The organism is Lentzea terrae, from assembly GCF_003265345.1.
Taxonomy (GTDB): domain Bacteria; phylum Actinomycetota; class Actinomycetes; order Mycobacteriales; family Pseudonocardiaceae; genus Lentzea; species Lentzea terrae.
The window spans coordinates 416,065-440,580 of record NZ_QFWW01000029.1 but is presented as its reverse complement, the minus strand read 5'-3'; the positions used below and the strand labels follow the sequence as shown (position 1 = coordinate 440,580).

The following is a 24,516-nucleotide window of genomic DNA, read 5'->3' as shown; positions in this document are numbered from 1 at the left end:
GGCTCGTCCGCCGCAACTGTGACCTAGGAATGGACCGAAATCGGCTTAAACGGGACGAACGACCTCAGCGATCGCCTGCACGCCCAGGTCGATCTCGTCGCGGGTGATGACCAGCGGGGGAGCGACGCGCAGGGTGGTCGCCTGGGTCTCCTTGCACAGCACGCCACGGGCGGCCAGCGCCTCGGAGGCCACGCGCCCGACCGGACCGCCGGGGGAGATCTCGACGCCCGCCCACAGCCCGCGGCCGCGCACCTCGGCGATGCCGTGGCCGACCAGCTTGTTCAGCTCGGCGTGCAGGTACGCGCCCAGCTCGCGGGACCGCTCCTGGAACTCGCCGGTCTCCAGCAGCCGCACGACGGCCCGGCCGACCGCGCAGGCCAGCGGGTTGCCGCCGAACGTCGACCCGTGCTCGCCGGGCTTCAGCACACCGAGGACCGCCTTCGAGCCGACCACCGCGGACACCGGCAGGATGCCGCCGCCCAGCGCCTTGCCCAGCGTGTAGAGGTCGGCGCGGATGCCCTCGTGGTCGAGCGCGAACAGCTCGCCGGTGCGGCCGAGCCCGGACTGGATCTCGTCGGCGATGAGCAGGATGTTGTGCTCGTCGCACAGGCGGCGGATCCCGGCCAGGTACCCGGCGGGAGGCACGACGACGCCGGCCTCGCCCTGGATCGGCTCGATCAGCACGGCGGCCGTGCGCGGGGAGATCGCGGACTCGATCTCGTCGAGGTTGCCGTACTTGACGACCTTGAAGCCCGGCGTGAACGGGCCGAAGTCGTTGCGCGCCGTCTCGTCGGTCGAGAACGACACGATGGTCGTGGTGCGGCCGTGGAAGTTCGACCCGGCCACGATGATCTCGGCGGTGCCCTCCGGCACGCCCTTGACCTGGTACGCCCACTTGCGGGCCACCTTGATCGCGGACTCGACGGCCTCGGCGCCGGAGTTCATCGCGAGGACCATCTCGGTGCCGGTGAGCTGGGCGAGCTCCCGGCAGAACAGGCCGAACTGGTCGTGGTGGAACGCGCGGCTGGTCAGCGTCACGCGGCCGAGCTGCTCGACGGCGGCGGCCACCAGGGCGGGGTGGCGGTGGCCGAAGTTCAGCGATGAGTAGCCGGACAGGAAGTCCAGGTAGCGGCGGCCTTCGACGTCGGTGACCCACGCCCCCTCGCCGTGCGAGATGACCACCGGAAGCGGGTGGTAGTTGTGCGTGCTCCACTCCTCGTCCAGGGCGACGTAGTCAGCGCTGGTGGTGGTCTGGTGCTCAGCGATGGCGGTCATCCTCCAAGGCTAGGGTGGTGAACAAGCGATTTCAGCCGCCAAGCGTTGCGCCTGACCTCAGTTCGTTGCGTAGATTCACCGAACAGTGGCTGAATATTGCGCAACCGGCGTGCTCAACGGTTCATCGATACTCTGCGGTGATGGCGAAGAAGTCGGTTCGTGAAGCCCTGCGACTCGATGAGGTGGATCTCTCCACCCTCGACCCCGCCGGCCGCCCGGTCGGTCCCAAGAACAAGAAGGAGGCGGCCGAGGACCTCGCCGCCACCGGGACCGAGCTGGACGACCTGCAGGAAGCGCTCTACGCGGAGAACTCTCGCGCGGTGCTGCTCGTGCTGCAAGGCATGGACACCTCCGGCAAGGGTGGCGTGGTCCGGCACGTCGTCGGCCTGGTGAACCCGCAGGGCGTGCGGATCGCGTCGTTCAAGAAGCCGACTCCCGCCGAACGCCGCCAGCACTTCCTGTGGCGGATCAAGAAGGTGCTGCCGGAGAAGGGACGCATCGGCGCGTTCGACCGCTCCCACTACGAGGACGTGCTCGTCCCGAAGGTCGAACGGCTCGTCAACGCCGCTGAGCTCCGCAAGCGCTACAAGGAGATCAACGCGTTCGAGCAGGAGCTCGCGGACGCCGGCACCACGGTGATCAAGTGCTTCCTGCACATCTCGCCGGAGGTGCAGAAGGAACGGCTGCTCGCCCGCCTGGACGACCCGCGCAAGAACTGGAAGTACAACCCGGCCGACATCGACGTGCGGTCGAAGTGGTCCAGGTACCAGGCCGCGTACACGCAGGCGTTGCAGAACTGCTCGGACACGCCCTGGTACGCGATTCCCTCTGACCGCAAGTGGTACCGGAACTGGGCCGTGAGCCGGTTGTTGCTGGAGACCCTGCGCGAGCTGGATCCGAAGTTCCCGCCACCCGCCTACGACCTCGAAGCCGAGAAGGCACGACTGATCTCGCACGACCCGTTGCGCTAGGCGCAATCTTCGTTGCATCTATTGCCTCGTCGTAGAGGTCTGGGCCAGTGTTGACCGCGCCGCCGTTGAGTATCCCGGAGGTGCGGACGTGGGTGTGGACCGGCGACGTTTTCTCGGAGCCATGGGTGTGGGAGCTGGACTGCTGATGACCGGAGGAACCGCTCAGGCGGCTACCACGCGGAGAGTCTTCTTCGGCGCCTACACGACGTGGAGTGGTGGCGCCAAAGGCATCGGCGTCGGCACCTACGACACGGCGAACGGCCAGCTGAAGACGACCGGCGTGATCAGCGGCGTGGTCAACCCGTCGTTCGTGATCGAGTCGCGCGACGGCCGGTTCCTGTACGCCGTCAACGAGAACACCAAGGGCGAGGTCACCGCGCTCGACGCCCGGTCGCTCAAGGTGCTCAACAAGCAGCCGACCGGCGGCGCCGACCCGTGCCACCTGACGCTCGACCCGTCCGGGAAGTTCCTGATCACCGCGGACTACTCGTCGGGCTCGCTGAGCGTGTTCCCGGTCAAGGCGGACGGGAGCCTCGGTGCGCGCACGCAGAAGGTGCAGCACAAGGGGTCTGGGCCGGATCCGGAACGCCAGAAGGGCCCGCACGCGCACCAGATCGTGTTCGACCCGTCGGGCCGGCACGCGTTCGCGGTCGACCTGGGCGCCGACGCGGTGTTCGGGTACACGTTCGCCGCAGGCCAGCTGAAGCTCGTGTCCACGGCGAAGTTCAAGCCGGGCGCCGGGCCGCGGCACATCGCGTTCCACCCCAACGGCAAGACGGCGTACGTGGCGAACGAGCTCGACTCGACGATCGTGTCCTGCGCGTACGCGGACGGGAAGCTCACGCCGGGCCAGGTGCTCAAGACCGCGCCGCCCGCGACTGTGCGCAACTACCCGGCCGAGGTGCTGGTGTCCGGCGACGGCAAGTTCGTGTACCTGTCGAACCGCGGCCACGACAGCGTGGCGCACTTCGCGGTCAACGGTTCTGAGCTCGCGCTGGTCGGCCACACCTCGGTCGGCGGCAAGTACCCGCGGCACATCACGCTGGACCCGTCCGGGCAGTTCCTGTTCGCGGCCAACCAGAACTCCAGCCTGGTGACGTCGTTCGCGGTGGACCGGGCGACCGGCAGGCTCACGCCGTCCGGGACGCCGCTGAAGACCGAGATCCCCGTCTGCGTGTTGCCCACACGTCTGGGTTAACGCACTTCAAGTCGATCGTCCACAGTGGTACTCCGGCTCTATGAGTCTCATGGCTGGAGTCCTGGCTGTCGCGTTGCTGGCGCCCGTGCCGCTCGCGCCGGAGTACGTCGCACTCGGCGACTCCTACGCGTCCGGTGCGGGTGCCGGTTCCTATGTGGACGGCTCGTGCCGGCGCAGCAAGAACGCGTATCCGGCGTTGCACGGCACGGACTTCCCGACGTTCAAGTTCGTGGCGTGCACCGGGGCGACCACGAAGTCGTTGAAGCCGCAGCTCAAGGCACTCACCCCGGCCACCTCGTTCGTCACGATCACCATCGGCGGCAACGACCTCGGGTTCGTCGAAGTCATGACGACCTGCACGTTGAACGGTGACAAGTCGTGCGAGAAGCGGGTCGGGAAGGCCAGGGCCTTCACCCGCGACCAGCTGCCCGCCCGGCTCGACGCCACCTACACCGCGATCAAGACCGCCGCACCGAACGCCCAGTTGGTCGTTCTCGGCTATCCGCGGCTGTTCACGCCGAACGACGAGTGCCGCAACCTGTCCAAGCGGAAGCGGCAGGCGCTCAACGACGCCGCGGACGAGCTGTCCGAGGTGACCAGCGCGGCCGCTGGACGGGCTGGTGCGCGCTATGTCGACGTGAGGGAAGCGTTTGCGGACCACGGCGTCTGCGCGGACGAGCCGTGGATCAACCCGCTGATCCGCCCGGTTGACGATTCCTACCACCCGAACAAAGCGGGGCAGGCCGCGTACTTCGAGGCGTTGACAGAGTGAATCCGTAAGTTATAGCTTACCGTTCGTGGAGACTTACCAAGTGGCGTTCGCGGCGCTCGGCGACCCGACCCGCCGCGAGATCTTCACGCTGCTCGTGGCCGGGCCGCGAGCGGTGGGGGAGATCGCCGCCGAGCTGCCCGTGTCGCGGCCGGCCGTGTCGCAGCACCTCAAGGTGCTCAAGGAGGCGCGGCTGGTCCGTGTCGAGGCGCAGGGCACTCGTCGACGGTATTCAGTCGACCACGTGGGGGTGGCCGCCATGCGCGACTACCTCGACGACGTCTGGGGTCAGGCACTCGCGAACTTCGCTGCGGTGGTGGAGGAACGATGACGGAAGTAAGGCGATCCGTGCTGGTGAACGCCGGCGCCGACCACGCGTTCAAGGTGTTCACGGAGAAGTTCGTGACGTGGTGGCCCGCGGGGCACCACATCGGCGAGGCGGACCTGAAGGACGTCGTCGTCGAGCCGTTCCAGCACGGCCGCTGGTACGAGGTCGGCACTGACGGCGCGGAGTGCGACTGGGGTTCGGTCAAGGCCTGGGAGCCCCCGGCGCGGTTGCTGCTGGCGTGGCACCTCAACGGTGACTGGGATTACGACCCCGATCCGGCGCGCGCGTCGGAAGTGGAGATCACCTTCACGGCCGAGGGCGACGGCACCCGAGTTGAGCTGGTGCATCGCAACTTCGAGCGGCACTTCGTCAAGCCGGAGCGGTTGCGGGAAGGGGTCAGCGGCGAGGGCGGCTGGGGCGGAATTCTGCTCGGCTTCGCCAAGGCGTTCGTGTGATCATGCGCCAGTGAATGTGGCAGTGAATTCGTTGAGGGAGGTCACGGCCACCCGGTACGTGACGCCGTTCCGCGAGGGCGGGTCGATGCCGGGGCTGGTCGAGGCCGACGACCTGGGTATGTACGTGGTGAAGTTCCGCGGCGCCGGACAGGGCGTGAAGGTGCTGGTCGCCGAGGTCGTCGTCGGCGAGCTGGCACGGCGGCTGGGCTTCCGGATACCCGAGATCGTCCTCGTGCACCTCGACCCCGAGCTGGCGCGCGCGGAGCCTGACCAGGAGGTTCAGGAGCTGTTGCGGGCCAGCGGCGGTCTCAACCTCGGCCTCGACTACCTGCCAGGCTCGTTCGACTTCAACCCGGTCGTGCGCGACCCCGGTGTCGAGCTCGCGACCAAGCTGCTCTGGTTGGATGCGTTGGTGCTCAACGTCGACCGCAGCTGGCGCAATCCGAACATGCTGCTGTGGCACCGGGACGCGTGGCTGATCGACCACGGTGCCGCGCTGTACTTCCACTACTCGTGGAGTCCGGACAAGCCCGCCACCAAGGACTTCCGGTACGACGCCTCCGACCACGCGATGCTGCCGAACGCGGCTTCGGTGTCCGAAGTGGACGGCGAGATGGCGGACAAGGTCACGCCTGAGCTGCTCGACGAGGTACTGGCGCTCGTCCCGGACGAGTGGCTGGAAGGCGATCCGGCCGAACTTCGGCAGCGCTACAAGGACTTCTTCACCTACCGCCTCGCCAACCGCGGCTGGGTCGACTCGCTGGAGGCCGCGCGTGCCGCACGTGTTTGAGTACGCGCTGCTGCGGGCGGTGCCGCGGCAGGAGCGGGGCGAGTTCATGAACGTCGGCGTCATCGTCTACTGCCGCGACCTGGATTTCCTGTGCGCGAAGACCTATGTGGACGGTGAGCGGCTGCGGGCGCTGGATCCGCAGCTGGACGTCGAAATGCTGGAGACGTCGCTGAAGCACCTCACGAACTCCTGCGACGGCACGCCCGACGCCGGTCCGGTGAGCAAGACAACGGTTGGACAACGGTTCCGCTGGCTGACGGCCCCGCGCAGCACCATCGTGCAGACCTCACCTGCGCATACGGGATTCACCGAAAACCCGTCGGCCGAGGTCACCCGCCTTTTCGAAGCGTTGGTGCTGCCGCCCCGGTAGGTTCGTCGCAACCTGAACGGGCGCGTCGCGTCCTCAGTTGCAAAGCGAATCTAAAGCGATCGGGGTTGGCGACACATGAGCGCTGGGTATCACCACGGCTACCAGCAGCCGCGGCGTCCCATGCCGCCGCAGCGGCCGATGAAGAAGAAGAGGCGTCCCGGACGCGTCATTCTGGTGCTGCTGCTGGTCCTGCTGCTGGCCGCAGTCGGATTCGGTTTCTACGTCGACTCGACGCTGAAGCGGATCGACGCGCTGCCGGACTACGAGGGCCGTCCCGCGGAGACGCCGGGGACCACGTGGCTGCTCGTCGGTTCCGACGCGCGAGAGGGCCTGACGCAGGAGCAGAAGGACACGCTCGCCACCGGTGACGCGGCCGGTCGGCGCACCGACACCATCATGATGCTGCACCTGCCGGACAACAGCGCTGCCAAGCCGGTGCTGCTGTCGATCCCGCGCGACTCGTACGTCGCGATCCCGGACAAGGGCCGCAACAAGGTCAACGCGGCGTACGCGTTCGGCGGGCCGCAGCTGCTAGCACGGACCGTCGAGGGCGCGACCGGCGTGCGGATCGACCACTACATGGAGATCGGCTTCGGCGGGTTCTCCGACATGGTCGACGCGGTCGGCGGTGTCGACATCTGCCTCGACCAGCCGATCAAGGACCCGCTGGCCGGCATCGACCTGCCCGCAGGCTGCCAGGAGCTCGACGGCCCGCAGGCGCTCGGCTTCGTGCGGACACGTGCGTTCGCGACCGCTGACCTGCAGCGCGTGCAGAACCAGCGGAAGTTCCTGTCGGCGTTGTTCGAGAAGGTCAAGAGCCCGGCCACGCTCGCGAACCCGTTCCGCGTCATCCCGCTGATGAACGCCGCGTCCGGGTCGGTGTCGGTCAACGAGAACGACCACGTGTGGCACCTGGCGAGCGTCGCGCTGAACATGAGCGACGCGACGTCCGGCACGGTGCCGGTCGGCGGAACTCCGACGATCGGTGGCCAGTCGGTCGTGCAGTGGAACAAGGAGAAGGCGTCGCAGCTGTTCGACCTGATCAGCAAGGACCAGCCGGTGCCGGCTGAGCTGATCGCCCCACCGAAGTAGCTCCTACGACTTGACGGGCTCGGAAGTGGGCTCCGAGCTGGTCAACCCGGCCTCCTGTGCGATCTCGTCGAGCTCGCGCAGGAGGTCGTCGTAAATCGGCGTCGCTGACATGGTCTAGCCCCCTCGTACTGGATCTTCCCCCGTTCAGGTGACGGGAGCTTACGCCTCTGTACCCGTTCCTCTCGCGTCCTATGCCAATGAGACGCTAAATGTTGGCTAAAGCCACCTTGTGACCAGGCGTTATGTGGAGTAGCCACATGTTTCTCACGCGGTGTGACGCCTACCGTTTCCGGTCATGTCGAGTGTCACGGGTCACACCGCGCTGGTCACCGGAGCCGCGAGCGGCATCGGCCTGGCCTGCGCCCGCGCGTTGGCCGCGGCCGGCGCGAAGGTCCATCTGGTCGACCTCGACCCCGGCGTGCGGGACATCGCCGCCGAAGTAGGTGGGGTCGGGCACGTGCTCGACCTGACCGAACCGGTGGACGCGTTGCCCGCCGAGGTCGACGTGCTGGTCAACAACGCAGGTGTCCAGCACGTCGCACCGATCCACGAGTTCCCCGCCGAGCGCTTCTCGGCGATGGTCGAGCTCATGCTGGGGGCCGCGTTCCGGTTGACCCGGCACGTGCTGCCGCACATGTACGACCGCGGCTGGGGCCGGTTGGTCCACATCTCCAGCGTGCACGGGGTGCGCGCCTCCGCGTTCAAGTCCGCCTACGTCGCCGCCAAGCACGGCCTGGAGGGGTTCTCCAAGGTCGCTGCTCTGGAGGGCGCGCCCTTCGGCGTGACGTCGAACTGCGTGGCGCCCGGATATGTGCGGACTCCGTTGGTGGAGAAGCAGATCGCGGACCAGGCGCGGGTGCACGGCATTTCCGAGGACGATGTTTCCTCGCAGATCTTCCTGCAGCGCAGTGCCGTCAAACGGCTGATCGAGCCCTCCGAGGTTGCGGACGCCGTTTTGTGGTTGTGCGAGAACAGTTTTGTCACTGGTACGTCGTTGGCCGTCGACGGCGGCTGGACTGCTCAATGAGGAGTTGTCGATGATCAAAAAGGTAGTGGGCGCTTCACTCATCGGGACAACTGTCGAGTGGTACGACTTCTTCCTCTACGGGTCTGCCGCGGCGCTCGTGTTCAACAAGCTGTTCTTCCCAACGGCGGATCCTTTGACGGGTACGTTGTTGGCCTTTACGACGTACGCGATCGGCTTCCTCGCCCGGCCGCTGGGCGGGCTGGTCTTCGGGCACTACGGGGACCGGTTGGGGCGCAAGAAGTTGCTGGTGTTGTCGCTGCTGCTGATGGGTGGCGCGACGATGCTGATGGGTGTGCTGCCGACGTACGCGTCGGTGGGCGTGCTCGCGCCGTTGCTGCTGACGTTCCTGCGGCTGGTCCAAGGGTTCGCGTTGGGCGGTGAGTGGGGCGGGGCCGTGCTGATCGTGTCCGAGCACGGCGATCCGGCGCGGCGCGGGTTCTGGGCGTCGTGGCCGCAGGCCGGTGTGCCGTGCGGGAACCTGCTGGCGACCGGTGTGCTCGCGGTGCTGGCGGCGGTGCAGTCGGACGCGGACTTCCTCGCGTGGGGCTGGCGGATCCCGTTCCTGCTCTCCGGCGTGCTCGTGGTGATCGGACTGTGGATCCGGCTGTCGGTGTCCGAGTCGCCGATCTTCCTGGAAGCGCAGAAGAACGCGCCGAAGCTCGAGAAGGCGCCCGCGCTGGAACTGCTGAAGCACAACTGGCGCGAGGTGCTGATCGCGATGGGCGCGCGGTTCGCCGAGAACGTGTCGTACTACGTGATCACGGCGTTCATCCTGGTCTACGTGGTGACCGGGCTCGGGCTGTCGAAGTCGGTGGGGCTCAACGCGGTGCTGATCGCCTCGGCCGTGCACCTGGTGACGATCCCGGTGTGGGGCCACCTCTCGGACAAGTTCGGGCGGCGGTCGGTCTACCTGGTCGGCGCGGTCGGCATGGCGGTGTGGATCTTCGCGTTCTTCGCGCTCCTCGACACTCGCGATCCCGTGCTGATCACGGTCGCCACGACGGTCGGACTCGTGCTGCACGGCGCGATGTACGGCCCGCAGGCGGCGTTCTTCTCGGAGCTGTTCGGGACACGGGTGCGCTACTCGGGTGCGTCGGTCGGCTACCAGCTCGCCTCGATCGTGGCCGGCGCGCTGGCCCCGTTGATCGCGACGGCGTTGCTGCAGGCGTACAAGTCGTCGTTCCCGATCGCGATCTACGTGGTGATCACCTGCGTGATCACGGTGGCGGCCATCGCCCTGGCGCGGGAGACCCGTGGTGCGGATCTGGAGGAACGTGACAGGGTTGGGGTGTGACACGACGGCGTGAGGCCGAACTGGCGGCGTTGTTCGAGACCGCGTCCGAGCTCGCGGGCATGCGCGACCCGGACGCGGTCCTCCGCTCGATCGTGCGCAGGGCGAGGACGTTGCTCGGCACCGACGTGTCGTACCTGTCGATGAACGACGACCCGAACGGCACCTACATGCGGGTGACGGACGGGTCGTTCTCGCCGTTGTTCCAGAAGGTGCGGCTCGGGCTGGGCGAGGGCCTCGGCGGGCTGGTGGCGCAGACCGCCCGCCCGTACGCCACCTCCGACTACTTCGCGGACGCCCGGTTCAACCACACGAACCCGATCGACTCCGCGGTGCACGACGAGGGGCTCGTCGCGATCCTGGGCGTGCCGCTGAAGCTCGACTCGAAGGTCATCGGCGTGCTGTACGCGGCCGACCGGACCTCGCGGCAGTTCCCCGCGGAAGAGGTGGCGTTGCTGCAGTCGCTGGCCGACCACGCGGCCATCGCGATCGACACGGCGTCGTTGTTCGCCACGATCCAGTCGCACAACGAGGCCATGAAACGGGCCGAGGAGGCGCACGACCGGCTCACGGACCTCGTGTTGCGCGGTGGTTCCTCGGCCGAGGTGGCGGCGGCCGTGGGGGAGTTGCTCGGCGGGTCGGTCGAGGTGCTGGAAACGGTGCCTTCGCCGGCTGTCCGGGCCAACGGACGGGCTGTGCTCCTCGACGGCGTGTGGGTGTGTGCGGTGCTGGCCGGATCGGAACTCCTGGGTGGGCTCGCGCTGGCCGGGCGGCCGGACCTGTCGGACGCGGACCGGCGGGTGTTCGAGCGGTCGGCGGGCGTGACGGCGTTGTTGTTGCTGCTGCGAAGAACCGTGGCCGAGGCGGAGAACAAGGTCCGCGGCGAGCTGATCACGGACATCCTGGACGGGCGGGACCCGGCCGGTCTGGTGGCACGGGCGCGCCGGGTCGGTGTCGAGCTCTCCGAACCGCACGTGGTGCTGGTGGCGGACGGGAACCTGTCCGCCGCAACGCATTACGCGTCGGTCTACAGAGGACTGGCCGGGTCGCGCGGGCGCGACGTCGTGCTGGCGTTGCCTTCTTCCTCCACGGACGTCGCGAAGGACGTGGCTCGCGCGCTGGACGCGACGGTCGGTGCGTGCGGTCCGGTCGTGGGGCCGGTGGCGATCGCGGCGGCCTACGAGGAAGCCGGGCGGTGCCTGCGGGCGTTGCGGCAGCTGGGGCGGGAGAAGGAGGCCGCGACGCTCGACGACCTGGGGTTCGTCGGCGTGCTGCTGGGTGACCGCGCGGACGTGTCCGGGTACGTGCGGTCGGTGCTGGGACCGGTGCTGGACTACGACTCCGAGCGCGGCACCGAGTTGGTGCACACGCTGGAGGTCTACTTCCGCTGTGGCGCGAACCTGAGTCGTGCCAAGGCGGAGCTGCACCTCCACGTCAACACGGTCACGCAACGGCTTGACAGGGTGTCGTCGTTGCTGGGCGACTGGCAGTCGCCGGACCGGGTGCTGGAGGTGCAGCTCGCCCTGCGGCTACTTCGCTTGCAGGGCTAGCACGGCATCGCCGGCAGGGGCGTCGGAGTTGCCGAACGGCTTGGCGATCACCATGTACACCAGGCCGATGCCGACCACGAGCGCGCCGCTCAGGATGACGACGTAGTTGTCGTACCAGGGCGCGTCCGGGGTGCGCGGCCAGACCATGTTGACCATCGCCGCGACGCCGTACGCGAGCGCCAGCACGTTGATGATCATGCCCCACCGGCCGAGCGTGAACTCGCCGCTGGGCACCCAACCCTTGAGCCTGGCCCGCAATGCTGCGAACACCACCATCTGGAAGCCCAGGTAGATGCCGAGCGTCGCGAACGACACGATCTTGCCCAGCGCGTCCGTGGAGAGCATGGACGCGAAGACGATGATTGCCGGGATGACACCCGCGAGTGCCAGCGAGTACGGCGGGATGTGCCGCTTCTGGTTGAACTTCGCCAGTGCCTTGTGCCCGAACAGCATCTTGTCGCGGGCGTAGGAGTAGGTCAGCCGGGACGCCGCCGCCTGCAGGGACATCGTGCAGGACAGGAACGAGATCAGCACGACCGCGATTACGATCTTGTAGCCGACCGGGCCGAACGCGTTGGTCAGGATGTTCGTGACCGGGTCGGCGTCCTCGCCGGAGATGACCTTGCCGAAGTCCGGCACCGCGAGCAGCAGCGACAGGCACGCGAACGTGGCCGCGGCGCCGCCGATGTAGATGGTGCGGCGCATGGCCTTCGGGATGACGCGACCGGGGTCCTTGACCTCTTCCGCGGTGTCACCGCAGGCCTCGAAGCCGTAGTACTGGTAGAGGCCGATGATGCCCGCCGCGAAGAACGCGGGCAGGTAGCTGCCCGACCCGCCGGCGCCGAAGCTGTCGAACAGCACGCCCAGGCCGTGGATCCGGTTGTCCCACAACAGCCAGATGCCGACCGCGAGCGCGCCGACGATCTCTGCGGCGAACCCGAAAATAGCCGCCCATGACAACACTTTCGTGCCCGCGTAGTTGATCAGCGTGGACACCACGATGATCGCGATGGCGCACAGCACGGTGTTGCCGACGGTGGCCGTGTAGCCAAGCAGCGTTGCCAGGTAAGGACCTGCGCCGTAGCTGACGGACGCGATGGTGACCAGCAGGGCGATCATGTACACCCAGCCGGTCATCCACGCCCAGCGCTTGCCCCAGAGGCGGCGTGCCCACGGGTACACGCCGCCCGCGACCGGATATTGCGCGACGAGCTCGCCGAACACGAGCGCGACCAGGAACTGGCCCACGCCCGCGACGACGAAGCTCCAGATCATCGGCGGACCGCCCAGGGCGAGGGCGGTGCCGAACAACGTGTACGTGCTGACCACGGGGGAGAGGTAGGTGAAGCCCAGCGAGAAGTTCGCCCACGGGCTCATGTCCCGCTTGAACTCCGACGTGTACCCGAGGTCCTTGAGCCGGTCTTCCGCGGTGGGGCCGGTTTTCGGCACTGTTGCGGTCATTACGCCTCCCTGATCAGGTCGGCGGCGCGCTCTCCAATCATGAGGACCGTGACCATCGGGTTCACGGTCGGCATGGTGGGGAACACGGACGCGTCGACCACTCGCAGGCCTTCCAGCCCGATGACCTTGAGGTCACCGTCCACAACGGACCCGATCGCGCACGTGCCGGCCGGGTGGTAGACGGTGTGGGCTGCTCTGCGGCCGTACTCCGACAGGGCTTCGTCGCTCGTGACGTCCGGGCCGGGTGCGATCTCCCGCTTGAGCCACGACTTCAGCGGTTCCTGCTCGGCGATCTTGCGGGCGATCTTGAAGCCGTCGACGAGGGTCTGCTCGTCGTAGCCGTCGGGGTTGGTGAAGTAGCCGAAGTCGAGCGCGGGCTTCTCCGCGGGGTCGCTGGACTTCAGCCACAGCTTGCCCTTGCTGTGCGGCCTGGGGATGTTCGGCGTCATGCAGACCCCGTGCTCCACCTTCGGGTAGCCGAGGCGTTCCGTGTTGGTGGTGAACGGGATCTGGTAGAAGTGGAACATCAGGTCCGGGCGCGGGTCGGACTCGTCACGGCGGATGAACAGGCCCGCGTCGGAGTCCATCACCGAGTTCTCCGGCAACGGTTTCGTGGTCTCCCAGACGATGACCGACTCGGGGTGGTCGAGCAGGTTCTCGCCGACGCCGGGCAGGTCGTGCCTGACCTCGATGCCGATGCTGCTCAGGTGTTCCGCGTCGCCGACGCCGGACAGGTTGAGCAGGCGGGGCGAGTCGATCGCGCCCGCGCAGAGCAGAACCTCTTTGGTGGCCTCGACGTAGCCCTTGTCGGTGTGCACGCCGATGGCGCGGTTGCCGTCGAACTCGATCCTGCCGGCCCAGGTGTTGAGCAGCAGGGTGAGGTTCGTGCGGCTGTCGAGGATCGGGTGCAGGTAGGCAGTCGATGCTGACGACCGCTGGTTGTTCTTCTCCGGGTGGTAGGCGATGGAGAAGAAGCCGACGCCGTCCTCGAACGGCTTCTGGTTGAAGTCGTTGATCTCCGGGACGCCCGTGGCCTGCTGTGCCGCGGTGACGAAGTCCTCGGCGATCGGGTTCCGGTCCTTCTCCTCGACCGGGATGATGTTGAGCGCGACCTTGTCGTAGTACGGGCCGAGCGCGTCCCACGTCCAGCCGTGGCCCCAGTCGTCGAAGTCCTGGGGCAGCGGGTTGAAGCAGATCAGCGTGTTGTGGCTGGAACAACCGCCGAGCACCTTCGCGCGGCTGTGCCGGATGTGCGAGTTGCCGCGCGGCTGCTCGACCGTCGGGTAGTCGTAGTCGTACTCGGTCTCGAGCAGGTTGATCCAGTTGCGCAGGTTGAGGATCTTCTCGTCGCCGACGTCGGACGGGCCGCCCTCGATGACCGCGACCGTGACGTTCTCGTCTTCGGTCAGTCTCGCCGCGAGCACACAGCCCGCCGTACCACCGCCGACGATCACGTAGTCATATGCGGTCACTGGGAGTCCTTTCGCGCGAACCAGTTTTGGGCAGCGGGCTTGAGGTTCTGGTAGACGTGCTTGGGCTCCGTGTACTCGTGCAGGCCCGCGGTGCCGAGCTCACGGCCGACGCCACTGCGCTTGAAGCCGCCCCACTCGGCCTGCGGCAGGTACGGGCCGAACTCGTTGATCCAGACCGTGCCGTGGCGGAGCTTCTTCGCGACGCGCTGGGCCTTGTCGACGTCCTGACTCCAGACGCCGCCGGCGAGGCCGTAGTCGGTGTCGTTGCCCAGGTGGACGGCTTCTTCCTCGGTCTCGAAGCGTTCGGCTGTGATGATCGGGCCGAAGGTCTCGTCCTGGACGAGCTTCATCGTGCGGGTGCAGTCCGCGTAGACCGTAGGACGGAAGAAGAAACCGTTCTGCAGCTCGGGGTCGTCCGGCCGCTTGCCGCCTGCCTTGAGGGTGGCGCCTTCCTCCGCGGCCAGCTGGACGTAGCTCTCGACCTTGGCGCGGTGCTCGGCGCTGACGAGCGGCCCGGACTCGGTGTCCTCGTCGAAACCGTTGCCCAGCTTGATGAGGTCGGCCCTGCGCGCGACCTCGTTGACGAAGTCGTCGTAGATGCTCGAGTGCACGATGAGCCTCGTGCCGGACGAGCAGACCTGACCCGCGTGGAAGAACGCGGCGGTGAGCGCGTAGTCGACGGCGGTGTCGATGTCCGCGTCCGCGAAGACGATGTTCGGGTTCTTGCCACCGAGTTCGAGCGCGACCTTCTTCACGGTCTTGGCCGCACTGGCCATGATCCGCTGGCCGGTGGCGAGGCTGCCCGTGAACGAGATGAGGTCGACGTCCGGGTGCTCGCTCAGCGGTGCGCCGACCTCGGGGCCGGTGCCGAGGACGAGGTTCGCGACGCCGTCGGGCAGTCCGGCTTCCTGGAGCAGCTCGAACAGCTTGATGGTGGTGAGCGGGGTGATCTCGCTCGGCTTCGCCACGATCGTGTTGCCGGCGAGCAGGGCCGGCGCGACCTTCCAGGAGATCTGCAGCAGCGGGTAGTTCCAGGGCGCGATCATGCCGCAGACGCCGACTGGTTCGTAGTCGATGCGGCTGATGACGTCCGCCGGGGCACCCTGGACGATCTTCGGGTGCAGCAGCCCGGCGAGGCCGCCGTAGTAGCGGAACACGGAGACGACGTCGTCCACGTCGATGCGGCTCTCGACCAGCGTCTTGCCGGTGTCGAGCGTCTCGGTGCGGGCGATGTCCTCCTTGTCGCGCTCCAGCAGGTCCGCGACGCGGTTCAGCACGGCGGCGCGGTGCTCCGGGCTCGCGTGCTGCCAGTCGCCGTGGTCGAAGGCGTTTCTCGCCTTCGCGATCGCTGAGATCGCCTGTTCGCGGGTTTGGTCCTCGACCTCGGTGAGAACACTCTGGTCGAAGGGGTTGATGATCTGCCGCACCGGCGACACGCCTCCCTGTTCGTATGTCCACGTAGGACAATGGGGTATAGCCGGTCGCCGGTGGCGGTTAAACCGTGACGGCCGTCTCTACTTCAGATTCCTGCGCAGTCGGGTGAAAAGCCGAGCGTTGCTCATTGCCACAATGCCGACAATGTCTTCTTCGTGCTGAGTGTCTCGATAGGTCGCGACGAACTTCCGGTCCTCGATGGACCCGTCTTCGATGCGAACGTCGTTCGTCGCTCGTCCGATGAACTGGATCCGCACGCCGTACTGATCGGACCAGACGTAGCCGCCGTTGGTGTGCGTCGCGACGGTCTCGCCCGCGAGCAGGTTGCGGGTGGCAACTTGCGCCTGTTCGGTCGCGGACGTCCAGTGCTCGGCACGGTGGCCCGCACAGTTCGCGACGTCGCCGACGGCCACGATGTTCCGCACGTTCGTCACGCCGCCCGCGTCGCACACGACGCCGTTGTCGACCTTGACCGGTCCGCCGGCGAGCCAGTCCGTCGCCGGGCGCATGCCGATGCCCGCGACGACGACGTCGGCGTCGACCTTGCGTCCATCTGCGAGGTTGATTCCGCCGTCAACGTTGACCGAATCAACGTTGACTCCCGTAATCAACGTTGATCCGTGGTCGCCGTGCAGTTGCCCACACGCGGCGCCCATCTCGGCGCCGAGTACGCGTGTGAGCGGCGTGGGGAGTGCCTCGACGACGGTGACGTCCTTGCCCAGAGCGCGCGCACTGGATGCGATCTCCGCGCCGATGAAGCCGGCGCCGATGACGCCGACGTGCTGGGCGTTGGCGAACGCGTCGCGGAGCTTGACGGCGTCGTCGAGCGTGCGCAGGACGTGTGTATTGGAGATCGTCCTCGGTATACCGCCGGTCGCGATGACGAGTCCGTCGGCCTCGACCGTGGTGCCGTCGCTCAGCGCGACCTCACCGCTGGAGAGCAGGGCGGTCGCTTGGTTGCCGAGCCGCCACTCGGCGTCGAGGGCGTCGAGGTCCTCCTGGTCGGCGAGCGGTACCGCCTCGACCTTGCCGAGGAGGAAGTCCTTCGAGAGGGGCGGTCGATCGTAGGGAAGATGCACTTCGTCGCCGACGATGACAAGCCGTCCGTCGAACCCCTGCCGGCGCAGTGCCTGCGCCGACCTCAAACCGGCGAGCGAAGCGCCGATGATCGCGATCGTCCTCACGCCACGTCCTTGTTCACCTCGACATCGACATAGACCTCTCCATCCTTCACAAAGACGGGGTAGGTCTTCACCGGTCTTTTGGCGGGCAGACACGTGGGCTCGCCCGTGCGAAGGTCGAAGCTCGCGGCGTGCAGCGGGCATTCGACGAAGCAGCCCTCCAGCCATCCCTCGCTGAGGGAGGCGTCCTGGTGGGTACAGGTGTCGTCGATCGCGTACAGGACACCGTCGGCGTTGAACACCGCGATCGGTGCATGAGGGCCGACGATGCGCACCGCCTCTCCCGGGGGCAGGTCCATGAGAGCGCAGGCGCGGATCATCGTCGGCCTCCGTTGCGTGACGCGGCACACGTTCCGAATGACGCAACACAATGTGCGGCTCCGGCGACGCGCCGTCAAGAGTTCGAGCGGGTTGTTTTGCCTGCCGGTTACTGTTGCGCGATGAGCAACTCCGATTCGGCAGCTCAGGTGCAGTCCGTCGACAGAGCCATCAGCGTGCTCGAACTACTGGCGCAAGGCGAGGCCGGTATCACCGAAATCGCTGGTGAGCTGGGTGTGCACAAGTCCACGGTGTCCAGACTCGTGTCCGTGCTGGAGGCCCGCGGCCTGGTCGAGCAACTGGGCGAAAGGGGCAAATACGCCATCGGGTTCGGAGTGGTCAGACTGGCCGGCGCGGCGACCGGCCGCATGGACCTGACCAAGCTCGGCCAGCCCGTCTGCCAGACGCTGGCGGACTCGTTCGGCGAAACCGTCAACATCGCCGTGCACGATGCCGGCGTCGCCATCAACATCACCCAGGCCCGCGGCTCCGCAGCCGTGTCGGCCGTGAACTGGATCGGCCAGCGCACGCCGCTGCACGCCACGTCGTCCGGCAAGATCCTGCTCGCGTACCTGCCGGTCGACGAGCGTCGTCGGCTGGTCTCGTTGCCCCTCGACTCGTACACCGAGAACACCGTCGTGGACGGTTCGCGGCTCTTGGCGGAACTGAAGGAGGTCGCGGCGCAGGGGTACGCGGCCTGTTTCGAGGAGCTGGAGCTCGGGCTGCACGCGGTGGCCGTTCCGGTGCGCGGGCATCGGGGCGAAGTGGTGGCGGCGATGAGCGCGTCCGGGCCGTCGTACCGGTTGTCACGGCAGCGGGTCGAGGAGATCGTGCCCGCCATGACCGCTGCCGCAGCAGACCTCTCGGCGCAGCTCGGCTACTTCGCGGGCTGATCCCACCACGGGACCCAGTCCAGTCGGCGAGGTCGGTCCAGGAGGTCCTCAGGCGTTCGGCGAGCGTGCCGCCGAACGCCACCGAGGACTCGTGCGAGGCGTAGGCGATCCAGTCGAGCGTCTCGTCGGTCCAGATGCCTTCCGCACCGGTGTAGGTCGGTTGGAACGCGTCGAGGTCAAGCAGGGAGCCCGGTTCGCCGTGCTCCCTGATCTCGACCACCCGGCGCAGGCCCATGTCCCGCAACGCCGCCCGGACCAGCTCGATGCCGGGGCCTTCCCACGAGGTCCTTCGCGGTCAGCCAGCTCTTGATCGACCTGCGGAACAGGTCGCGTTCGGCCGCGGTCGCCTCGGCCTCGACCGGGCCGAGGTTCGTGGTGAACACCGACTGCGCCGTGTTGGCGGCCGTGGCGAGCCGCTCGGGTGGCGACAGGTCGTCCGGGTCGAGCCGCTCGACCTCGCTCAGCATCGCGCCGACCAAGTGGTACCGCGGTAGATCCGCTTCTCCTCGTCGGTGTTGTTGCCGCCGATACTGCGTCCGCTCGCCCGCAAGCGTGCGGGACGCTCTACCGCATGCTCACCCCAGGCGGTTTCCCCCGCTGAGCAGCCGATCGAGCAGCGCGGCCCGGATCCCCGGCCGTGTCCCGAACACCAGCAGGAACGTCGCTTCGCGCAGCAACCGCTGACCGTGCTCCCGCGGCAGGACGGCCCGGCTCCCGTCGTGGACGACGAGGGCCGCGGCCGTCCTGAGCGCGAGCTCTGCCGCCTGCGCCCTGGCCGCGGGGATCACGTCGTGGCCGGCTTCGTGCAGCCGTTTCCGCGCCGCGTCGAGCTCGGTTTCGTCGTGCCCCATCAGCTTGATCGCCCGGCGCGCGACCCCGAGAGCGAGCGATCCGGTGAACCGCAACGACTCCGGATCGCCCTTGAGGTGCTCGGTCCGCGAGATCGTGGACGTGACCCGCTCGTGCGGTACGAACATCCGGTCGAACCGGAGCGTCACCGTGCGGCTCGCCTGCACCGCGACCATGCTCAGCGGCTCCGACGCGGAGAGTTCTGCCGTGTCGACCAACGCCCACACCAGGACGTCGTGCTCGTCCCTGGCCGCGACGTGCAGGACGTCGATCATGTCCCAGCCGGTGACCCAGGGCGCCTGACCGTCGAACACCCAGCCGCCCCGGACGGCTTCTGCGGTGAGCAGCGGCGGTCCCGGTCGCACCGCCGCGGTGGCCGCGAGTCCGGCGCGGCACCGTCCGGTGGTCAGCGGGGAGAGGTACTCGGCGCGCAGGTCGGCGTTGGCGGTCTCCGCGACGGCGATGACGGCGCCGTGGTGCTGGACCCAGACGAACGTGGTGGCCAGGCAGCCGCTCGCGAGCGTTTCCACGATCCGTTGCACCGTCGGGTAGTCGGGCACGTCGAGGGCGGACTCCGGCGAGGCGAGGCCGTAGAACCCGGCGTCGGCCAGCAGGTCGAGGTGCGGGACGCGGTCCTGGGCGTCCACCTCGGGTGCCGCTGGGAGCAGCACCTCGTCGGCGATCCGTTCTGCTTCGCGCAGGGCGTCACTCACGGTGGTGCGCCTTGCGGACCTTGGCGGGGGCCTTGAGCCGCCACGCTTCCTCGACCAGCTCGGCCAGCTGGCCCGGGTCGACCTTGTCAAGATCGACCAGGATCGCGCCGTAGCCGTCGTAGTGCGGCGTCGTGTAGAAGGCCGGGTCGCCGGAGGCCAGCAGCGCGGCCTTCTCGTCCAGGTCGCACATGAGCACGAGCCCGCCCTCGGCCTCGGTCCGCAGCCGGGCGAACCCCTTGCCGGCCACCTTCAGCGAGGGCGTCCGGAACCAGGTGGACTCCTCCACCTCCGGCAGGCGCTTCGCCGATTCGACCACTTCGTCCCACGTTGGCATGAGTTCATGCTGACGGTCGCGGCCGCTCCACGCCTTGTACGAATGGAAACACCGAACGGCGGTATTGACTACCGGGGTGCGCTGCCGCACTTTGTTGCTGATCGCGGAACGGGTTCCGTTTCGCGCAACGGCGGCGAAGGGGTGTCCAGATGCCTGGGGAAATGCCTCGCGTGGTGCTCGTCGGTGCGGGGATCGTCGGCTGCGCGCTGGCCGACGAGCTCACCGCACGGGGCTGCACCGACGTCACGGTCCTGGACCAGGCGCAGGGCTTCGCCGCCGGCGGTTCGAGCAGCCACGCGCCGGGGCTGGTGTTCCAGACGAACCCCTGCCGGAGCATGACGGCCTTCGCGCGCTACACGGTCGAGAAGTACACCGCGCTGGGGTGCTTCGACCAGGTCGGCGGGCTGGAGATCGCCACCACGTCGGAACGGCTGGCCGATCTCTCGCGGCGGCACGGCTGGGCCACGTCGTGGGGTGTGGAGAGCCGGCTGATCGATGCGGACGAGGTCGCACGGCTGCACCCGTTGCTGGACCGGTCGCAGATCCTCGGCGGGTTCCTGATTCCCAGCGACGGGCTCGCGAAACCCGTTGTGGCGGCTGAGGTGCAGGCGCGGCGGGCCGTTGAGCGCGGGGCGCGGTTCGCGTTCGGGCAGAAGGTCGTCGCGGTGGAGACTGCGGGGGACCGGGTCACCGGGGTGCGCACCGAGACGGACGTCTTCCCCGCCGACATCGTGGTGTCGTGCGCCGGGATGTGGGGGCCCGTGCTGGGGGAGATGGTCGGGCTGACGGTTCCGCTCGTGCCCATGGCGCACCAGTACGTGTTCACCGGAAACCTGCCGAACGCCGACGTGGGAGCGCTTGCGCGGCAACCGATCTTGCGGCACCAAGAAGCCGATCTCTACTTCCGTTCGCACGGCGAGGCGTTGGGCATCGGGGCGTACGGGCACCGGCCCATGCCGATCAAGGCGCACGACATCACCTCGTCGGAGCTGCCGTTCACCAAGGAGGACTTCGAGGAGTCGTGGGACGCGGCCGTCGAGCTGATCCCGGCGCTCGCGGAGGCCGGGGTGGATCGCGGGTTCAACGGCCTGTTCTCGTTCACCAGCGACGGGATGCCGTTGTTGGGGGAGCATTCGGGGCTTGAAGGGTTCTGGGTGGCGGAGGCGGTGTGGATCACGCACTCCGCCGGGGTGGCCAAGGCGATGGCCGAGTGGATCGTCGACGGGCAGCCGGAGCTGGACCTGCATTCGAGTGATCTCAACCGGTTCGAGCAGGTTCAGCTGGCGCCGGACTACGTGCTGGAGCGCAGCTGCCAGAACTTCGTCGAGGTGTACGACCTGCTGCACCCGCTGCAGCCCATGGAAAGCCCGCGGCCGATCCGCACGAGCCCGTTCTACGAGCGCCAGAAAGCCTTGGGCGCCTTCTTCCTGGAGGCGTCCGGGTGGGAGCGGCCGCACTGGTACGAGGCCAACGCGAACCTGCCAGAAATCGCGGAAGTGCCCAGCCGCAACGAGTGGGCGTCGCGGTACTGGTCGCCGATCTGCGGGGCCGAGGCGTTGGTGACGCGCAAGCGGGTCGCGATGTTCGACATGACGCCGTTGAAGCGGCTGGAGGTCAGCGGTCCGGGGGCGCTGGAGTTCCTGCAGCGCATGACGACCAACAACCTGAACCGCAAGCCGGGCGCGGTGGTCTACACGTTGCTGCTGGACGAGACGGGCGGCGTCCGGAGCGACCTCACGATCGCACGGCTCGACGCGACCACGTTCCAGGTCGGCGCGAACGGCAACCTCGACCTGGCGTGGCTCGGCAAGCACGCGCCGGACGATGTCTTCATCCGGGACATCACGGCAGGCACGTGCTGCATCGGGCTGTGGGGACCTCACGCGCGTGATCTTGTCGAGCGGATCCCGCACACGTTGGACACGCACAAGGGCTACTTCACGGCGCAGAGGGCGTTCATCAAGAACGTGCCGGTGACGGCACTGCGACTGTCCTATGTGGGCGAACTCGGCTGGGAGCTCTACACGACCGCGGACCTCGGGCCGAAGCTGTGGGACACGCTCTGGGAGGCAGGGCAGGAGTTCGGGGTCATCGCGGCCGGGCGCGGGGCGTTCAACAGCTTGCGGCTGGAGAAGGGCTATCGGTCGTGGGGCACCGACATGACCGACGAGCACGACCCGTTCGAGGCAGGGCTGGGCTTCGCCGTGCGCAAGGACAAGGACTTCCTCGGCAAGGTCGCGCTGGAGGCCCGCACGTCCGGGAGGAAGCTCACGTGCCTCACGATCGACGATTCGCATCAGGTCGTCATGGGCAGCGAACCCGTGTTCCACCTAGGGAAAGCGGTCGGGTACGTGACGAGCGCGGCCTACGGGTACACGACCGGGCTCAACATCGCGTACGCGTGGCTGCCCAGCGACGTCGACGGCGAGGTGGAGATCGAGTACTTCGGTGAGCGGGTCACGGCGCGTCCGGCCCAGGAGCCGTTGTTCGACCCCGAGATGAAGCGGCTCAAGGCGTGACGTACGACGTCATTGTCATCGGGCTCGGCGGCATGGGCAGTGCCGCCGCGTACCGGCTCGCCCAGCGCGGGAAACGGGTGCTGGGGCTGGAGAAGTTCACGGCGGTGCACGCGCAGGGTTCGAGCCACGGAGGGTCGCGGATCACGCGGCAGGCCTACTTCGAGAACCCCGCGTACGTGCCGTTGCTGCTCAGGGCGCACGAGATGTGGGACGAGATCGAGCGCGACAGCGGGCAGCGCATCTTCCACCGCGTCGGCGGAGTTCTCGTCGGCGCCCCGGACAGCGGCACCATCACGGGTAGCCGGGCGAGCGCCGAGCAGTTCGGTCTGAAACACGAACTGCTCGGCGCGGTACAACTCCGCGAGCGCTTTCCCACGATGCGGCCGACGCCGGACGAGGTCGGGTTGTACGAGCCCGGCGCGGGCTTCGTGGTGCCTGAGCAGGCGGTGCGGGCCCACCTCGACCTCGCCGCTCGGGCGGGTGCCGAGCTGTGCTTCGAGGAGCCGGTGACGCACTGGGAGGACGGCAGGGTCACCACGACCCGCACGACCTACGAGGCCGAGCAGATCGTCGTCTGCCCCGGCCCGTGGGCACCGGAGCTGGTGGCAGACCTCGACATCCCGTTTGAGATCGAACGTCAGGTGCAGTACTACTTCGCGCCGGACGTCGAGGGTTTCCGCGACCACCCGGTCTACATCTGGGATCGCGAGGGCAGCCAGTTCTACGGGTTCCCGGAGATCGACGGCGCCGTGAAGGTCGCCTTCCACACCGGGGGCCAGATCTGCACGCCCGAGACCATCGACCGCACCGTGCACGCCCACGAGGTGGAGGCGATCGCGGCCGCCACCCGGCCGGTGCTGCCGGGCCTCGCCGGTCGGTTCCTGCGGGGCGCCACCTGCATGTACACCAACACCGCGGACGAGCACTTCGTCATCGCGCGGCACCCCGGCCACGTCGGCGTGACCGTGGCGTGCGGCTTCTCCGGGCACGGCTTCAAGTTCGTGCCGGTCGTCGGCGAGATCCTCGCCGACCTCACGATCGACGGGGCCACGCGGCACCCGATCGCTCTTTTCGACCCTGCTCGCTTGAGAGGCGGAGCATGACCGGCAGCCTGATCTCCACCCTGGAAGGCCGCTACTACACCGATCCCGCGATCTTCGAGCGGGAGCAGGCGAACATCTTCGAGCAGATGTGGTTCTGCGCGGTCCGTTCTGGCGACCTCGCCAATCCCGGCGACTTCCGCACCGTGCAGGTGGGGCGGGAAAGCGTGCTCATCGCGCGGGACCGCCACGGCGCCCTCAACGCGTTCCTCAACGTCTGCCGGCACCGCGGCGCGCGCATCTGCGTGGACGAGGCGGGCAGCGTCAAGCGGGCGTTCCAGTGCCCTTACCACGCGTGGACCTACGCGTTGGACGGCAAGCTGATCGCCGCGCCGAACCTCACCTCGATGCCGGACGTCGACCGGGTGGAATACGGCCTGACGAAAGTGCATCTCAGAGAATGGCTCGGCTACGCGTGGGTCTGCCTCGCCGACGAACCGCCGAGCTTCGAACAAGATGTGCTCCAGGCCGTGACGGAACGGCTGGGCGACCTGGCCGCCATCGACGGGTACGAGATCGACCAGTTGTCCGTGGGCAAACGAATCGTCTACGACGTCAAGGCCAACTGGAAGCTGATCATCGAGAACTTCATGGAGTGCTACCACTGCGCGACGATCCACCCCGAGCTCACCGAGGTGCTGCCCGAGTTCGCCGACGGCTATGCGGCGCAGTACTACGTCGGGCACGGCGCGGAGTTCGGTGACGAGATCAAGGGCTTCACCGTCGACGGCAGCGAGGGCTTCGGAAAACTCGCGGCGCTGGAAGAGGAACGCGACCGGAAGTACTACGCGATCACCGTCAAGCCGCAGGTCTTCGTGAACCTCGTGCCGGACCACGTGATTCTGCACCGGATGTACCCGGTGGCCGCCGATCGCACGATCGTCGAGTGCGATTGGCTCTACGCCAAGGAAGTGGTGAGCACCGGGCGTGACGTCTCTCGCTCGGTCGAGCTGTTCCACCGGGTGAACGAGCAGGACTTCGAAGCATGCGAGCGTTGCCAGCCCGCGATGTCGTCGCGTGCTTACGCGCGCGGTGGGGTGCTGGTGCCTTCGGAGCACCACATCGGTGAGTTCCACGCTTGGCTGGTCCAGAAACTGGAATCAGCCGACTAGGGGATCGACGGGTC

At 67.8% G+C, this 24,516-nt stretch carries 24 protein-coding genes; 15 read left to right on the top strand and 9 right to left on the bottom strand.

Annotated features, from left to right (window positions below):
- Nucleotides 1-45 precede the first annotated feature (45 nt).
- Complete coding sequence (gene rocD / locus DI276_RS36590; protein ID WP_112272200.1) at nt 46-1,275, bottom strand: ornithine--oxo-acid transaminase; 1,230 nt, start codon at nt 1,273-1,275, stop codon at nt 46-48.
- 140 nt (nt 1,276-1,415) lie between these two features.
- Here rocD and DI276_RS36585 point away from each other — a divergent pair, with 140 nt between their 5' ends.
- From DI276_RS36585 to DI276_RS36535, 11 genes are all read left to right on the top strand, one after another.
- Nucleotides 1,416-2,246 (top strand): PPK2 family polyphosphate kinase, encoded by an 831-nt coding sequence (locus DI276_RS36585; protein WP_112272188.1) that lies wholly within the window; start codon nt 1,416-1,418, stop codon nt 2,244-2,246.
- 121 nt (nt 2,247-2,367) lie between these two features.
- Entirely contained in the window at nt 2,368-3,444 is a 1,077-nt protein-coding gene (locus DI276_RS36580) for a lactonase family protein (protein ID WP_232837169.1), read from the top strand.
- 49 nt (nt 3,445-3,493) lie between these two features.
- Nucleotides 3,494-4,216: an SGNH/GDSL hydrolase family protein gene (locus tag DI276_RS36575; protein WP_198681132.1), complete on the top strand. Its 723-nt coding sequence runs from the start codon at nt 3,494-3,496 to the stop codon at nt 4,214-4,216.
- Between the two features lie 25 nt (nt 4,217-4,241).
- Complete coding sequence (locus tag DI276_RS36570) at nt 4,242-4,544, top strand: ArsR/SmtB family transcription factor (RefSeq protein ID WP_112272183.1); 303 nt, start codon at nt 4,242-4,244, stop codon at nt 4,542-4,544.
- Complete coding sequence (locus DI276_RS36565; protein ID WP_112272181.1) at nt 4,541-4,996, top strand: SRPBCC family protein; 456 nt, start codon at nt 4,541-4,543, stop codon at nt 4,994-4,996. The genes DI276_RS36570 and DI276_RS36565 overlap by 4 nt, the downstream gene beginning before the upstream one ends.
- Before the next feature lie 22 nt (nt 4,997-5,018).
- Nucleotides 5,019-5,786, top strand: coding sequence for a HipA family kinase (locus DI276_RS36560; RefSeq protein WP_232837168.1), 768 nt, complete (start codon nt 5,019-5,021; stop codon nt 5,784-5,786).
- Entirely contained in the window at nt 5,770-6,156 is a 387-nt protein-coding gene (locus tag DI276_RS36555) for a DUF3037 domain-containing protein (RefSeq protein WP_112272177.1), read from the top strand. Before DI276_RS36560 ends, DI276_RS36555 begins: the two co-directional genes overlap by 17 nt.
- 75 nt (nt 6,157-6,231) lie before the next feature.
- Nucleotides 6,232-7,248, top strand: coding sequence for an LCP family protein (locus DI276_RS36550; RefSeq protein ID WP_112272175.1), 1,017 nt, complete (start codon nt 6,232-6,234; stop codon nt 7,246-7,248).
- Between the two features lie 295 nt (nt 7,249-7,543).
- Entirely contained in the window at nt 7,544-8,275 is a 732-nt protein-coding gene (locus tag DI276_RS36545; RefSeq protein WP_112272173.1) for a 3-hydroxybutyrate dehydrogenase, read from the top strand.
- A 10-nt stretch (nt 8,276-8,285) separates the two neighbouring features.
- Entirely contained in the window at nt 8,286-9,569 is a 1,284-nt protein-coding gene (locus DI276_RS36540) for an MFS transporter (protein ID WP_112272171.1), read from the top strand.
- Nucleotides 9,566-11,116, top strand: coding sequence for a helix-turn-helix domain-containing protein (locus DI276_RS36535; protein WP_232837167.1), 1,551 nt, complete (start codon nt 9,566-9,568; stop codon nt 11,114-11,116). The genes DI276_RS36540 and DI276_RS36535 overlap by 4 nt, the downstream gene beginning before the upstream one ends.
- On the opposite strand, the gene DI276_RS36530 is transcribed toward DI276_RS36535, so the two are convergent.
- The 5 genes from DI276_RS36530 to DI276_RS36510 form a co-directional block, all read right to left on the bottom strand.
- Nucleotides 11,096-12,577 carry an APC family permease gene (locus DI276_RS36530; protein WP_112272169.1) on the bottom strand — a complete coding sequence of 494 codons (1,482 nt, stop codon included), beginning with the start codon at nt 12,575-12,577 and terminating at the stop codon, nt 11,096-11,098. The genes DI276_RS36535 and DI276_RS36530 overlap by 21 nt on opposite strands.
- Nucleotides 12,577-14,049, bottom strand: coding sequence for a GMC family oxidoreductase (locus tag DI276_RS36525; RefSeq protein ID WP_232837166.1), 1,473 nt, complete (start codon nt 14,047-14,049; stop codon nt 12,577-12,579). The genes DI276_RS36530 and DI276_RS36525 overlap by 1 nt, the downstream gene beginning before the upstream one ends.
- Entirely contained in the window at nt 14,046-15,485 is a 1,440-nt protein-coding gene (locus tag DI276_RS36520) for an aldehyde dehydrogenase family protein (RefSeq protein ID WP_232837165.1), read from the bottom strand. Before DI276_RS36520 ends, DI276_RS36525 begins: the two co-directional genes overlap by 4 nt.
- Nucleotides 15,486-15,563: 78 nt before the next feature.
- Nucleotides 15,564-16,667, bottom strand: coding sequence for an NAD(P)/FAD-dependent oxidoreductase (locus DI276_RS36515; RefSeq protein WP_112272162.1), 1,104 nt, complete (start codon nt 16,665-16,667; stop codon nt 15,564-15,566).
- Nucleotides 16,664-16,984, bottom strand: coding sequence for a bifunctional 3-phenylpropionate/cinnamic acid dioxygenase ferredoxin subunit (locus tag DI276_RS36510; RefSeq protein WP_112272160.1), 321 nt, complete (start codon nt 16,982-16,984; stop codon nt 16,664-16,666). The genes DI276_RS36515 and DI276_RS36510 overlap by 4 nt, the downstream gene beginning before the upstream one ends.
- A gap of 120 nt (nt 16,985-17,104) precedes the next feature.
- Here DI276_RS36510 and DI276_RS36505 point away from each other — a divergent pair, with 120 nt between their 5' ends.
- Nucleotides 17,105-17,875 carry an IclR family transcriptional regulator gene (locus tag DI276_RS36505; RefSeq protein ID WP_198681131.1) on the top strand — a complete coding sequence of 257 codons (771 nt, stop codon included), beginning with the start codon at nt 17,105-17,107 and terminating at the stop codon, nt 17,873-17,875.
- Between the two features lie 176 nt (nt 17,876-18,051).
- On the opposite strand, the gene DI276_RS36500 is transcribed toward DI276_RS36505, so the two are convergent.
- The 3 genes from DI276_RS36500 to DI276_RS36490 form a co-directional block, all read right to left on the bottom strand.
- Complete coding sequence (locus DI276_RS36500) at nt 18,052-18,342, bottom strand: hypothetical protein (RefSeq protein WP_157985161.1); 291 nt, start codon at nt 18,340-18,342, stop codon at nt 18,052-18,054.
- A 108-nt stretch (nt 18,343-18,450) separates the two neighbouring features.
- Nucleotides 18,451-19,437, bottom strand: coding sequence for an acyl-CoA dehydrogenase family protein (locus DI276_RS36495; RefSeq protein WP_112272156.1), 987 nt, complete (start codon nt 19,435-19,437; stop codon nt 18,451-18,453).
- Nucleotides 19,430-19,771 carry an MmcQ/YjbR family DNA-binding protein gene (locus tag DI276_RS36490; protein WP_112272154.1) on the bottom strand — a complete coding sequence of 114 codons (342 nt, stop codon included), beginning with the start codon at nt 19,769-19,771 and terminating at the stop codon, nt 19,430-19,432. Before DI276_RS36490 ends, DI276_RS36495 begins: the two co-directional genes overlap by 8 nt.
- Nucleotides 19,772-19,920: 149 nt before the next feature.
- Between DI276_RS36490 and DI276_RS36485 the strand changes: the two genes are divergently transcribed.
- Genes DI276_RS36485 through DI276_RS36475 form a run of 3 tightly spaced genes read left to right on the top strand, consistent with a single transcriptional unit; the run spans nt 19,921 to nt 24,502 of the window.
- Nucleotides 19,921-22,290 (top strand): GcvT family protein, encoded by a 2,370-nt coding sequence (locus DI276_RS36485; protein ID WP_112272152.1) that lies wholly within the window; start codon nt 19,921-19,923, stop codon nt 22,288-22,290.
- Nucleotides 22,287-23,393: an N-methyl-L-tryptophan oxidase gene (gene solA, locus DI276_RS36480; protein WP_269814330.1), complete on the top strand. Its 1,107-nt coding sequence runs from the start codon at nt 22,287-22,289 to the stop codon at nt 23,391-23,393. Before DI276_RS36485 ends, solA begins: the two co-directional genes overlap by 4 nt.
- On the top strand, nt 23,390-24,502 hold the full coding sequence (locus DI276_RS36475; protein ID WP_112272149.1) for an aromatic ring-hydroxylating oxygenase subunit alpha: 1,113 nt from the start codon (nt 23,390-23,392) through the stop codon (nt 24,500-24,502). Before solA ends, DI276_RS36475 begins: the two co-directional genes overlap by 4 nt.
- Nucleotides 24,503-24,516 lie beyond the last annotated feature (14 nt).